The following is a 12321-nucleotide window of genomic DNA, read 5'->3' on the forward strand; positions in this document are numbered from 1 at the left end:
TTAATCGCCTTCGGATTTCAGTTCGCGGGCCAGGAGGAGCGGCCCCAGATCGTCGACAGTCAGTTTACCTTCCAGCACGGCGACCACCGCGTTGGTGATGGGCATGTCAACCCCCATCTTGGCGGCCAGGTCCTTCACCGCGCGGCCGGACTTGATGCCCTCGGCCGTCTGCGTCATGCGGTTGTTGACCTCCTCCAGCGTCAGGCCCTCGCCCAGCATGCGCCCGGCCGTGTGGTTGCGGCTCAGCGAGGACGAGCACGTGGCCACGAGGTCGCCCAGCCCGGCCAGCCCCGACAGGGTCTCGGCCTTGCCGCCCAGCGCCAGCGCCAGCCGCGTGGTTTCCGCCAGCCCGCGCGTGATGACGGACGCCTTCGTGTTGTCGCCCACCTTCTGCCCCTCGCAGATGCCCACGCACAGCGCAATCACGTTCTTGACGATCCCGCCGATCTCCACGCCCACCACGTCGTCGTTCGTGTACGGGCGGAAGTACGCCGGCTGGCACAGCTCCGCCACCCACTTGGCGGTCTTTTCCTCGGCGCACGCCACCACCGACGCCGTGGGCTCCTGCCGCGCGATCTCCATGGCCAGGTTGGGCCCCGAGACCACCACCACCCGGTCCTTTGCAATGTGCAGTTCCTGCTCGATCACCTGGGACATGCGCTGGTCGGTTTCCAGCTCCAGCCCCTTCATCAAGCTGACGACGACGGCGTCCCGGGCCAGGTGCCCCGCCCACCCGCGCAGCTGCCCGCGCAGGGATTGGGCCGGGACCGCCAGCACCACGAGTTCGGCATCCTTGAGGACCTCGACGACGTCCGTGGAGGCGGTGATGTTGTGCGGCAGATCCGTGGTGGAGAGGTAGCGCGGGTTGCGGTGGTGGACGTTGATCTGGTCCACCACCTCCTGGCGCCGGCCCCACAGGACAATGTGCCGGCCGGTGCCCTGCGAGGCGTCGGCCAGGATCTTGGCAAAGGTGGTGCCCCAGCTGCCGGCCCCCAGCACCGCGACCTTGCACGGCGCCGTGCCATCCACGTAGCTCACTGGGCGTCCCCTGCTTCCGGTGTGCCGGCGTCGTCCTTGTGTTGTTCGGTGGGATTGTGTTGGTCGGTGGGCGTGGCGCCGCGGTCCACGAAGCGGCCATGCGTGGACTGGTGGTGGGCCGCGGGGTCCCAGCGCTGCACGGGGGCCTTCTGGCCGCGCAGGGTTTCCAGCAGGGCCGTGATGTCCTTCATGATGACCTCGGTCATGGCTTCCAGCGTGGCCTTGTCCCCGGGCAGCTTGGCGAATTCGGACAGGTCCACGGGATCGCCCACCAGGACGCGGACCTTCTTGCGTGGAAACACCTTGAAGCCCTTGGCGTAGCGGGGGAACAGCTCCTGCGCGCCCCAATGGGCCACCGGAACCACCTTGGCACCCGTGCTCAGGGCAAGGCGGGCTGCGCCGGTGCGGCCCTTCATCGGCCAGAGGTCCGGATCGCGGGTCAGCGTGCCCTCGGGGTAGACCACCACGGCGCCGCCTTCCGCCAGGACCCTTTCGGCGCCCTCCAGCGACTTCCCCGCCCCCGCACCGGTGCGCTCCACCGGGATCTGCCGGGCACCGCGCAGCAGCGCGCCTATGACGGGGACGTCGAACAGGCTGTCCTTGGCCAGGAAGTGGGGCATGGCATTTTGGGAGTAGAGCATGTGGCCCACCACGATCGGGTCGATCTCCGTGCAGTGGTTGGGCACCACAATGAAGCCTTCCCTGGCCGGCAGCTTCTCCAGCCCCCGCCATTCCTTGCCGGTGAGCGTGTTCATGACGGGCAGGGCAATCCCGGCCATGAAGGCAAAGACCAGGCGCGTGGACCACGGCATGTTCTTGGGCTTGAAGGGGCGTTTGTGGCCGCTCATCCCTTGACCAGCGCCTGCTTGGAGTCGTGGACGTCGAAGTCGGCGCCCAGCCCTTCCAGCTTGGCGGTGAAGCGTTCGTAGCCGCGGCTGATGATGTCAATGCCGGTCACGGTGGAGGTGCCCTCGGCGGCCAGCGCCGCGATCATGTGGCTGAAGCCGCCGCGCAGGTCCGGGATGTCAATGGTGGTGCCCCTGAGCGGGGTGGAGCCGGAGATGACGGCCGAGTGGATGAAGTTTCGCTGGCCAAAGCGGCACGGGACGCTGCCCAGGCATTCGCGGTGCAGCTGGATGTTCGCGCCCATCCGGGTGAGCGCCTCGGTGAAGCCGAAGCGGTTTTCATAGACGGTCTCGTGCACGATCGACACGCCCTGGGCCTGGGTCAGCGCCACGACGAGCGGCTGCTGCCAGTCCGTCATGAAGCCGGGGTGGACGTCCGTCTCCAGCACCAGCGGCTTCAGGTCGCCGCCGGGATGGTAGAAGCGGATGCCGTCGTCGTGGATGTCCATGCCGCCGCCAATCTTGCGGAAGGTGTTCACGAATGTCATCATGTCCCGCTGGCTGGCACCCTCAACATAAATGTCGCCGCCGGTGACCAGGGCGGCCGACGCCCAGGACGCTGATTCGTTGCGGTCCGGCAGTGCCGTGTGGACGTAGCCGCCGAGCTCCTTCACGCCTTCAATGCGGATGGTCCTGTCCGTCTGGACGGAGATGATGGCGCCCATTTTTTGCAGGATGGCGATCAGGTCGATGATCTCCGGCTCCGTGGCCGCGCCGCTGAGCTCGGTGATGCCCTCGGCCCGCGTTGCCGAGAGCAGGACCTGTTCGGTGGCGCCCACACTGGGGTAGGGCAGGGAAATCTTGGTGCCCTTCAGGCCCGTGGGTGCCGAAATCAGGATCCCGGTGCCCGTCTTGTCCACCACGGCGCCGAACTTGCGCAGCACGTCCAGGTGGTAGTCGATGGGCCGGTCGCCGATCTTGCAGCCGCCCAGGTCGGGGATGAACGCGTGCCCGATGGAGTGGATCAGCGGCCCGCAGAGCAGGATCGGAATGCGGGAGTCGCCGGCGTGGGTGTTGATTTCCGAGCTGGAGGCCGTCTTGGCGTTGGCCGGATCCATGGTCAGGTCCCCCGTGACGGGATCCTTGACCACCGTGACGCCGTGGATCTGGAGCAGGGATGTGACAACCTCCACGTCCTTGAGTTCTGGGACGTTGCGAAGGGTTGACGGGGCATTGCCGAGCAGCGCCGCCACCATGGCCTTCGGCACCAGGTTCTTCGCACCGCGAACCAGCACCCGTCCCTTGAGCGGGACACCTCCACGGACCGTCAGAATCCTGCTCATGTATACACATCCTTTGTTCCGGTTCGGATCCCCCCAGGCTCGGAAGCCTCAGTCAAGCATAGTTTCTTCCCTGGGGGATGCCGAAACGGCGGGGCTGCGCGGGGCGGGAGGCGGGACCGGCGTCGGTCCGGCGTCGCACTTCCGGGCAGGATGACAATATGGATATTTGAGGCCGATATATCGGGATCAAATGTCCATCGCGTCATCCTGGGCGGCGGCACCCGGCGAGGGCGGCCGCGGCTGCCTCCTCCACAAGTCCAGCGGGGATCCCGCTTGTCCACAATTTGCAGGAACGGGCGGGCGGGCGCCGCGCAGCCGGAGAATCATGAACGCATGACCATGCTGGAATTGCCTCCGTTCATCACTGCGCCAAGCAAATTCATGAACGAGCACGCCAGCCGACAACTTTCAAAGCGCGCTGACGCCGGCGAACTGGTCCGGATCCGGCAGGGCCTCTACCTGCCAACCGAGGTTTGGGCCGCACTAAAGCCGTGGGAGAAGCACCGCATGAAGGTCCAGGCGGTGCATGAGCTGGCGCTGGCGCCGCCCGTGTTCGCGAGGGAATCCGCGGCAGAGGTCATGGGACTGCCCGTGGTCGGTATTCCACGGGACGTCCAGACGCTCGTCCCGCCGGGCACTCCCGGGGGTCAAAGCAGACGCGGCGTCCGGCGGATCATGGCTGTCGCAGGAGACCCTGAACCGTGGACCATGTTCGGCCTCCTGGTGACCCGGCCGGTCGAGACGGCGCGGGACCTGGCCGTTCATTTGCCCCTCGAGCGGTCCTTGCCGGCCATGGACAAGCTGCTTCAACGCAAGGCGCTGCCCGGCTCGCCCAACAACACCAACTTGGTGTTCGGCGAAGAGGACGTATGCGAATCTGCTGCCAGGCTGCCCTCGATGGCCAAACAGCGCCGGGTCCTGCGGGTGCTTGATGTTGCGGATGGAGGTTCGCAGTCCGCCGGGGAGTCGAGGAGCAGGGCGATCATGATCCTGAATGGATTCCCCCGGCCCGAGCTGCAGAAGCCCTTCCATGATGACCGGGGACTGATAGGTTACCCGGACTTCGACTGGGAGGAATTCAAGATCCTTGGCGAATTTGACGGTTTGGAAAAGTACTCTGCCCAGCGCTATCTCAAGGGAAGGACGCCGTCCGCGGTGGTCGTTGAGGAGAAAAAGCGGGAGGACCGCCTGCGGGCGCGGGGCTACACGGTGGTGCGGTGGATCTGGGACGACCTCAGGGACCCGCGCGTGCTTGTCGCCAAGCTGCACCGGGCGGGCCTGCCCTCCAACGCGGGACGCCGGGTCGGACCATAGGCGCGCAGGATGACGCGATGGACATTTGAGGTCGATAAATCGGGATCAATTATCCATATCGTCATCCGGGGCCGGTCGGGGGCCGGGTTTCAGTGTTCGAAGGCTTCCCACATGGCCGCGTAGGCGCCCCGGCGGGCCAGCAGTTCGTCGTGGGTGCCCGTCTCGGCGATCCGGCCGTGGGCCAGCACCACGATCCTGTCCGCCGCCCGCGCCGTCTGCAGCCGGTGCGCGATGACCACCGTGGTGCGGCCCTGGGCCAGCCGGTGCATGGCCGCGGTGACTTTCGCTTCCGTGGCCAGGTCCAGGTTGGAGGTCGCCTCGTCCAGCAGCAGGATCGCGGGGTCCACCAGTTCGGCGCGGGCCAGGGCGATGAGCTGGCGCTGTCCGGCGGACAGCGAGCGCCCGCGTTCGGCAAGCTCGTGCCGGTAGCCGCCGTCGAGGCCGGCGATGAAGTCATGGGCGCCCACCGCACGTGCGGCCGCCTCCACCGCCTCGTCGCCGGCCTCCGGGCGGCCATAGGCGATGTTGTCCCGTACTGTGCCCGTGAACAGGAACGCCTCCTGCGGCACGTAGCCGAGGCGGTGCCGGTAGCCTGCCAGGTCCAGCCGGCGAAGTGCGGTGCCGTCGACGCACACGTTGCCGGCCTGGGGATCGTAAAAGCGCAGCAGCAGCTTCATCACCGTGGACTTCCCGGCCCCGGTCTCCCCGACCAGGGCCACGGTTTCGCCCGGAGCAATCCGCAGGTCCATGCCGCGGATCGCCTCCGGCGGCTTGAGGTACCGGGCATAGTCCGGGCGGAGGGTGCGGGGATCGGCGGGCCCGCGCAGCTCCGCGCCGGCGCGCGCCGGCGGGGCGGGGTAGCTGAAGTGGACGCCGTCCAGGGACAGCTCTCCGGCGATGTCCACGGATTCGCCCGGACCCCGCACGCCCGCGGGCCGCGCGCCCGCCGGTCGCACGCCCGCGGGTCGCACGCCCACGGGTTCCGGGTCGTTGGGCGTCAGCGTCTCCAGCTGCATCAGCTCGGCGATCCGCAGCACCGACACCCGCGTCTGCTGCCAGGCGTCAAACACCTGCGAGAGCTGCTGGATGGGTGAAAAGAACATGGTGATGTACAGCAGGAACGCGATCAGGGCGCCGGTGGTCAGCGCCCCGGCCACCACCATGTGCGATCCCACGCCAAGCACAATCGCGTCGGCCACGGCGGAGAGGAACGCCACGAACGGGAAGTACACCGCCACGAGCCGCTGTGCCGCCACCCTCGAGGAAAGGTACCGCCGTCCCAGCGCCCGGAACCGCGTTCCGGTTGCGTCCTCGTGGACGAACGCCTGCGATTCCCGCACGCCGGACAGGCTTTCCTGGAAGTCGGCGTTCACCACGGCGATGCGCTCCCGCGACTGGTCGTACAGCCTGCCCGCACGGCGCCGGAAGATGACGGTGGCGGCGGTCAGCGGGACCACCACGGCAAACACGCACAGGGCCAGTTCGGCGTTGAAGATGACCAGCGCCGTGCCCACCCCGGCAAACGTCACGAAGGCCACCAGCGCCGAGAGCAGCCCGTTCTGGATCAGCGACTCAAACTGGTCCACGTCGGTGGTCATCCGGGTCATGATCCGCCCCGCCATCTCCCGCTCGTAGTAATCCAGCGAGAGCCGCTGCAGCTGCGCCCAGATCCGCAGCCGGAGCGAGAGCATGATCCGCTGGGCCGTGCGGCCGGTGATGAACGTCTCGCCAATTTCAATGAACAGGTCCGCCAGGGTCGCCACCAGGTAGACGCCCGACGCCGCCAGCAGGACCGCCACCGAGCCCCGGCTGACGCCCTGGTCGATCCCGGTGCGCACCAGGACGGGCCCCACCAGGGAGGCGACGGCGTCGAGCACCACCAGCAGCAGGCCCAGCAGCAGCGGCCGGCGGAACTCGCCCATGAGCCGCCACAGGCTGAACCGCGGATCCGGCCGGGTTTCCCGCGCCAGGTCCACCGCGGCGGCGTCCCTGACCGGGCGCAGCGCCGCCACGCGCGCCAGCAGCTCGGGCGTGGGTGCCAGGCTCCGCCGCCAGCCGCCGCCCCCGCCGCGCCCCAGGCCGCCGCCCAGGCTCGGGGCACCAATCGCGGGTCCGGCGCCGGACAGTTCCTTCGCCCGGTGGGCGCCCCAGGCCGCCGCCGTGACGCCGCGCTTTTCGGGCACGACGCCGGCCGGGTCGCCGTGCGCTTCCGTCTCACGCTCGGCCAGGCCGGTCAGCAGCGTGCGGTACAGCGCGCTGGACTTTTGCAGTTCGTCGTGCGTGCCGGCCGCGGCGATGCGGCCGCCGTCGAACACCACGATGCGGTCGGCCAGGTGCAGGGAGGAGAGCCGGTGCGCCACCAGGAGCACCGTCATGCCCGCCGTGGATTCCCGCAGGCCGGCGTGGATGGCCTCCTCGGTGCGGGAATCGACGGCGCTCGTGGCGTCGTCGAGGATCAGGATCCGCGGCCCTGACACCAGGGCGCGGGCCAGCGCGATGCGCTGGCGCTGCCCGCCCGAGAGGACCAGCCCGCGCTCGCCGACCATGGTGTCGTAGCCGGCGGGCAGGGCCCGGATGAACTCATGCGCCTGGCAGATGCGGGCCGCGGCCTCGATTTGCGCGTCGGTGGCGTCGGGGCGCCCAAAGGCGATGTTGGCGCGGACGGTGTCGGAGAAGAGGAAGCTTTCCTCAAAGACGGTGCCGATCCGGCGGCGCAGCGAGTGCAGCGTCAGCCCGCGGACGTCATGCCCGTCCACCAGCACCTGCCCGGCGGCCGGGTCGTAAAAGCGCGGGACCAGCAGCGTCGCGGTCGACTTTCCGCTGCCGCTGGCACCCACCAGGGCCACCCGTTCACCCGGCGCCACGCTTAAGGTGACGCCGTCCAGCACGGGGCGGGAGCCGGCGTCGTACGTGAAGCGCACGTCGCGGAACTCAATGGCGCCGCGCAGGTCCGGCACGGGGACCGCGGACGGCGCGTCGGTGATGGCCGGCTTGAGGTCCAGGAGCTGGAAGATCCGCTCCACGCCGGCACGCGCCTGCTGGCCGATGGTCAGCAGACCGGCGAGCTGGCGGGCGGGCGCCATGAGCTGGGCCACATAGGTGGAAAACGCCAGGAACGTGCCCAGCGTGATCTGGTGGTGCAGGACCATGAAGCCGCCAGCACGGCCACCTGCCCCAGCGACGGGACGGCCTGCAGCAGCGGCTGGTAGCGGGCCTGCAGCCGGGTGGCCCGCATCTGGGAGCCGTAAAGGGTGCCGGCGGCCCGCTCCATGCGGCCGATCTCATGCTGCTCCTGGCCGAAGGCCTTGACCACGCGGACCCCGTTGACGGCCTCGTCGACGATCTGCGCAACCTCGCCCTCGCGCTGCTGGGCGTCCCAGGTGGCCGGGAAGATCCGCCAGCGCATCCGGTAGGAAACCGCCAGCAGCGCCGGCGCCATGACCAGGCTGATGATGGCCAGCAGGGGCGAAAGGTACAGCATGACCGCCATGGACAGCAGCAGCATCAGCACGTTCCCGCTCATCATCGGCAGGAACGCGAGCAGGCCCTGGACCAGTGCGGTGTCCGAGTTGGCGCGGGCCACGAGCTGGCCGGTGGGCATGGTGTCCAGGTGGGCGGCGTCCATCGACTGGAGGTGCGACTGCATGTCGTTGCGGAGGTCGTACTGCACGTTCAGGGCCACGCGGCCGCCCCGGTACCGGCGGAGGTAGGAGAAGCCGAACGTCGCCGCCGCGAGCGCGAGCAGCAGCACCAGCCACGGCAGCAGCGGCGAGCTCCGCGTGATGATCACGTTGTCCACGATCTGCCGGGTCACCAGCGGCACCACCGTCTGGCAGGCGCTGCCCGCCACGGCCGCGGATACCGCCAGCGCCATGTCCAGCTTGTGCCGGAGCAGGTAGCCCCAGAGCCGGCGGATCCAGCCCGGCGCGGCCGTCCGGCCCGGCGTTTGCCGGACCCTGTCCTGGTGTTCGACGCCGTCCCCCTGCGTTCCGCGGTCCCTCACCTGGGTCACGGCGTCGCCACCCCGCGGGCCTGCGCCCTCCTGCGTTCGGCGTACACGAGGCTGACGGCGTCGTTGAGCAGGCCCATCGCGTCCATGAGGTGTTCCGGTTCGCCGGTCGCTGCGGCAATTTCGCGCAGTTGGGCGGCCATGGCGGCGTCGGCGCGCGCGAGTGCCGCCCAGCCTTCTTCGGTCAGTTGCAGGCCGGCCGCGCGCTGGTCCCCCGCAACGTCGACGCGGACCAGGAAGCCGCGATCGGCAAGTGCCGCGACCGCGGCACTGACGGCGGGACGGCCCAGGGCCAGCCGGGCGGCCACGCGGGAGGCAATCTCCTCGCCGGCGGACACTGCCGCCAGGACCCGGTAGTGCGGCAGGCTCAGCTCCTCGAGGGAGCGTTCCAAAAGACGCGACACACGCACCATTGCCCGGACTGCCGCGACTGCGGGATCCGGGCCGGCTTTGCATTCCCGCGTTTCCGCCACCCATCCAGCGTAGATACATTGTTCGGGCATCGAACCATTTTTTTGGCTGTGAATTTGCCGGGAAGCGGGGGGCGGGGCCGTGGCGCGCGGTCCCGCACGGCACGGCTTCGACGCCCCGGCCCGTTCGACGGTGCAGGTAATGCGAGCCGGCCACCAGTCAGCCCACGGGAGCAGCACCACCGAATCCGCCTCCGGCCGCCGTTTTCAGCCCCCGACGGCAAAATCTAGCTCTTGGCGGGCAGCGTGGTCGGCTTGAAGGACGGGCGGGTGGCCTCGAAGGCGGTGATGGCCGGCTCGTCCCGCAGCGTCAGGCCGATGTCGTCCAGGCCCTCGAGCAGGCGCCAGCGGGTGTAGTCGTCGATCTGGAACGGCGCCGCCACGGTTCCGGCGGTGACCATCTTGGATTGCAGGTCCACCGTGACTTCGGTGCCCGGGGCGTTTTCCAGGACCTTCCAGATCAGCTCGATGTCATCCTGGGCCAATTCCGCGGCGACCAGCCCCTGCTTGCCGGAGTTGCCGCGGAAGATGTCCGCGAAGCGGGAGGACAGCACGGCCTTGAAGCCGTAGTCCTTCAGCGCCCAGACGGCGTGCTCGCGGGAGGAGCCGGTGCCGAAGTCCGCGCCGGCCACCAGCACGGAGCCGGCGTTGAAGGGCTCCTGGTTGAGGATGAACTCCGGGTTCTTGCGCCAGCTGGCGAAGAGGGCGTCCTCAAAGCCGGTGCGGGTGATGCGCTTCAGGTAGACCGCGGGGATGATCTGGTCGGTGTCGACGTTGCTCTGGCGCAGCGGAACACCGATGCCGGTGTGGGTGGAGAACTTTTCCATGGTGTGAGCTCCTTACGCTACGGTGCTGGCTGGTTCGAGGTCCGACGGCGAGCTGAGGGTTCCGCGCACGGCCGTCGCCGCCGCGACCACGGGCGAGACCAGGTGGGTGCGCCCGCCCTTGCCCTGCCGGCCCTCAAAGTTGCGGTTGGATGTCGACGCGCAGCGCTCGCCCGGTTCCAGCTGGTCCGGGTTCATGCCCAGGCACATGGAGCAGCCGGCAAAGCGCCACTCGGCGCCGAAGTCCAGGAAGACCTGGTCCAGCCCCTCGGCCTCGGCCTCGAGGCGGACGCGGGCGGAGCCCGGCACCACCAGCATGCGGATGTTCGGGTCCTTTTCGCGGCCGCGGATGATGTCCGCTGCGGCGCGCAGGTCCTCGATGCGGGAGTTGGTGCAGGAGCCCAGGAACACGGTGTCGACGCGGATGTCCTTCATGGGCGTCCCGGCCTCCAGGTCCATGTAGGCCAGTGCGCGCTCGGCGGCGGCCTTGGCGTTTTCGTCGCCGAAGGACTCGGGCGAGGGAACGGCGTCGTTCAGGGAAACGCCCTGCCCCGGGTTGGTGCCCCAGGTGACAAAGGGTTCCAGCGTGTTGGCGTCCAGGGACACCTCGGCGTCAAACTCGGCGTCGTCCTCGGTGGCCAGCGACTTCCAGTACGCCACGGCGGCGTCCCACTCGGCGCCGACCGGGGCGTGCGGGCGGCCCTTGAGGAATTCAAAGGTGGTCTCGTCGGGGGCGATCATGCCGGCCCGGGCGCCCGCCTCGATGGACATGTTGCAGATGGTCATGCGGGCGTCCATGGACAGGGCGCGGATGGCGGAGCCGCGGTATTCCAGGACGTAGCCCTGGCCGCCGCCGGTGCCGATCTTGGCGATGACCGCCAGGATGATGTCCTTGGAGCTCACGCCGGGGCGCAGCGTGCCCTCGACGTTGACGGCCATGGTCCGGAACGGCTTCAGCGGCAGGGTCTGGGTGGCCATGACGTGCTCCACCTCGGAGGTGCCGATGCCGAACGCGAGCGCGCCGACGGCCCCGTGGGTGGAGGTGTGCGAATCGCCGCAGACCACTGTCATGCCGGGCTGGGTCAGGCCCAGCTGGGGGCCCACCACGTGGACGATCCCCTGTTCGGCGTCGCCCAGGGAGTGCAGCCGGACGCCGAATTCCTTGCAATTGTTGCGCAGCGTCTGGATCTGGGTGCGGCTGGTCAGGTCCGCGATGGGCTTGTCGATGGCCAGCGTGGGCGTGTTGTGGTCCTCGGTGGCGATGGTCAGGTCCGGGCGGCGCAGCGGCCGCCCGGCCAGGCGCAGCCCTTCAAACGCCTGCGGGGAGGTGACCTCATGGATGAGGTGGAGGTCGATGTAGAGGAGGTCCGGCTGTGCGGCGTCGCCATTGCCCTCGCCCTGCTTGACCACGTGGTCGCGCCAAACTTTTTCGGCCAGCGTCTTCGCGGCCCGCCGCGGCGCCGTCGCGGATACCGTGGGCGCCTGTGCTGGGCCTTGTGCGTCGGGTGTGGTTGCCTCGGTCACGGCCAGCTCCCTTCATCAATTGAACCCGCCCGCGCCCATGGAAGTGGGGGGCGCGGACGGTGCTCGGTGGTTTGTATGATTCCACTGTCCCAGCGTTGTTGGCACAGATGCCAGCCCGCCGATTTGCATCTCACATGCTGAGACGTCAATATCATTACATGGACAATTCTAGTGGCGTTGGCGTCATCGATAAAGCGGCCCTCGTGCTTGATGCACTGGAGGCCGGCCCCACCACCCTGGCGCAGCTGGTTGCCGCCACCGGATTGGCCCGCCCCACGGTGCACCGGCTGGCCCTTGCCCTGGTGCATCACCGGCTGGTCAGCCGGGACATGCAGGGCCGCTTTGTGCTCGGCAGCCGCCTCGTGGAGCTGGCCTCCGCGGCCGGCGAGGACCGGCTGATTGCCGCGGCCGGCCCCGTGCTGCTTCAGCTGCGCGACTCCACCGGCGAGAGCGCGCAGATCTTCCGGCGCCAGGGCGACTCCCGCGTGTGCGTGGCCTCCGCGGAGCGCCCGATCGGCCTGCGCGACACCATCCCCGTGGGCACCCAGCTCACCATGAAGGCCGGCTCCGCCGCGCAGGTCCTGCTGGCCTGGGAGGACCACGAGCGCCTGCTGGAGGGGTTGCACAACGCCCGCTTCACCCCCACCGTCCTGGCGGGCGTCCGACGCCGGGGCTGGGGCCAGAGTCTGGGCGAACGCGAGCCCGGGGTCGCCTCGGTCTCGGCGCCGGTGCGCGGCCCGTCCGGCCGCGTGATTGCCGCCGTCTCCATCTCCGGGCCCATTGAGCGGCTCACCCGCCAGCCCGGGCGCCTGCACGCGGAGGTGGTCTGCAACGCATCCCGCATCCTGACCGAGGCCCTGCGCAAGACGGCGGAGTAGCCTGGCGGCTGGGATCCCCCGTGTTTTCATCTGTGGCGCACTTGTTGTTGATTCCGCGGCGATTTTCAGCAACAAG

Annotated in this window: 10 protein-coding genes; 2 read left to right on the forward strand and 8 right to left on the reverse strand. The window is 69.1% G+C overall.

What is annotated here, in order from left to right; translation table 11 throughout:
- Genes G6034_RS03245 through murA form a run of 3 tightly spaced genes read right to left on the reverse strand, consistent with a single transcriptional unit; the run spans nt 1 to nt 3226 of the window.
- The gene (locus tag G6034_RS03245; protein WP_176633678.1) at nt 1-1038 is read right to left on the reverse strand and encodes an NAD(P)H-dependent glycerol-3-phosphate dehydrogenase; all 1038 of its coding nucleotides are present in this window, start codon (nt 1036-1038) and stop codon (nt 1-3) included.
- Complete coding sequence (locus tag G6034_RS03250; RefSeq protein WP_425485451.1) at nt 1035-1886, reverse strand: lysophospholipid acyltransferase family protein; 852 nt, start codon at nt 1884-1886, stop codon at nt 1035-1037. Before G6034_RS03250 ends, G6034_RS03245 begins: the two co-directional genes overlap by 4 nt.
- Nucleotides 1883-3226 (reverse strand): UDP-N-acetylglucosamine 1-carboxyvinyltransferase, encoded by a 1344-nt coding sequence (murA, locus tag G6034_RS03255; RefSeq protein ID WP_176633679.1) that lies wholly within the window; start codon nt 3224-3226, stop codon nt 1883-1885. The genes G6034_RS03250 and murA overlap by 4 nt, the downstream gene beginning before the upstream one ends.
- Nucleotides 3227-3607: 381 nt before the next feature.
- Here murA and G6034_RS03260 point away from each other — a divergent pair, with 381 nt between their 5' ends.
- Nucleotides 3608-4540: a hypothetical protein gene (locus G6034_RS03260; protein WP_218063509.1), complete on the forward strand. Its 933-nt coding sequence runs from the start codon at nt 3608-3610 to the stop codon at nt 4538-4540.
- 89 nt (nt 4541-4629) lie between these two features.
- Here the strand turns inward: G6034_RS03260 and G6034_RS03265 are convergent, their stop codons facing one another.
- The 5 genes from G6034_RS03265 to leuC all read right to left on the reverse strand — a co-directional run bounded on the left by G6034_RS03265 (nt 4630) and on the right by leuC (nt 11280).
- Complete coding sequence (locus G6034_RS03265) at nt 4630-7689, reverse strand: ABC transporter ATP-binding protein (RefSeq protein ID WP_176633681.1); 3060 nt, start codon at nt 7687-7689, stop codon at nt 4630-4632.
- Nucleotides 7590-8552, reverse strand: a complete 963-nt coding sequence (locus G6034_RS03270; protein WP_176633682.1) for an ABC transporter transmembrane domain-containing protein — start codon at nt 8550-8552, stop codon at nt 7590-7592. Before G6034_RS03270 ends, G6034_RS03265 begins: the two co-directional genes overlap by 100 nt.
- A complete protein-coding gene (locus G6034_RS03275; protein WP_218063510.1) occupies nt 8549-8953 on the reverse strand; it encodes a MarR family transcriptional regulator in 405 nt (134 codons plus the stop codon). Before G6034_RS03275 ends, G6034_RS03270 begins: the two co-directional genes overlap by 4 nt.
- A gap of 293 nt (nt 8954-9246) precedes the next feature.
- On the reverse strand, nt 9247-9846 hold the full coding sequence (gene leuD, locus G6034_RS03280; RefSeq protein WP_176633684.1) for a 3-isopropylmalate dehydratase small subunit: 600 nt from the start codon (nt 9844-9846) through the stop codon (nt 9247-9249).
- A 12-nt stretch (nt 9847-9858) separates the two neighbouring features.
- Complete coding sequence (gene leuC, locus G6034_RS03285) at nt 9859-11280, reverse strand: 3-isopropylmalate dehydratase large subunit (RefSeq protein WP_176633851.1); 1422 nt, start codon at nt 11278-11280, stop codon at nt 9859-9861.
- Nucleotides 11281-11525: 245 nt separating this feature from the next.
- On the opposite strand from leuC, the gene G6034_RS03290 reads away from it, so the two are divergent.
- Nucleotides 11526-12245, forward strand: a complete 720-nt coding sequence (locus tag G6034_RS03290) for an IclR family transcriptional regulator (protein WP_113718557.1) — start codon at nt 11526-11528, stop codon at nt 12243-12245.
- Nucleotides 12246-12321 lie beyond the last annotated feature (76 nt).

Source organism: Arthrobacter wenxiniae (assembly GCF_013376105.1).
Classification (GTDB): Bacteria; Actinomycetota; Actinomycetes; order Actinomycetales; family Micrococcaceae; genus Specibacter; species Specibacter wenxiniae.

Excerpts from the sequence above, each read along its gene's own strand:
- G6034_RS03250 (WP_425485451.1), bottom strand. The coding sequence starts at position 1,886 with ATGAGCGGCCACAAACGCCCCTTCAAGCCCAAGAACATGCCGTGGTCC.
- murA (WP_176633679.1), bottom strand. The coding sequence starts at position 3,226 with ATGAGCAGGATTCTGACGGTCCGTGGAGGTGTCCCGCTCAAGGGACGG.
- G6034_RS03260 (WP_218063509.1), top strand. The coding sequence starts at position 3,608 with ATGAACGAGCACGCCAGCCGACAACTTTCAAAGCGCGCTGACGCCGGC.
- G6034_RS03265 (WP_176633681.1), bottom strand. The coding sequence starts at position 7,689 with ATGGTCCTGCACCACCAGATCACGCTGGGCACGTTCCTGGCGTTTTCC.
- leuD (WP_176633684.1), bottom strand. The coding sequence starts at position 9,846 with ATGGAAAAGTTCTCCACCCACACCGGCATCGGTGTTCCGCTGCGCCAG.
- G6034_RS03290 (WP_113718557.1), top strand. The coding sequence starts at position 11,526 with ATGGACAATTCTAGTGGCGTTGGCGTCATCGATAAAGCGGCCCTCGTG.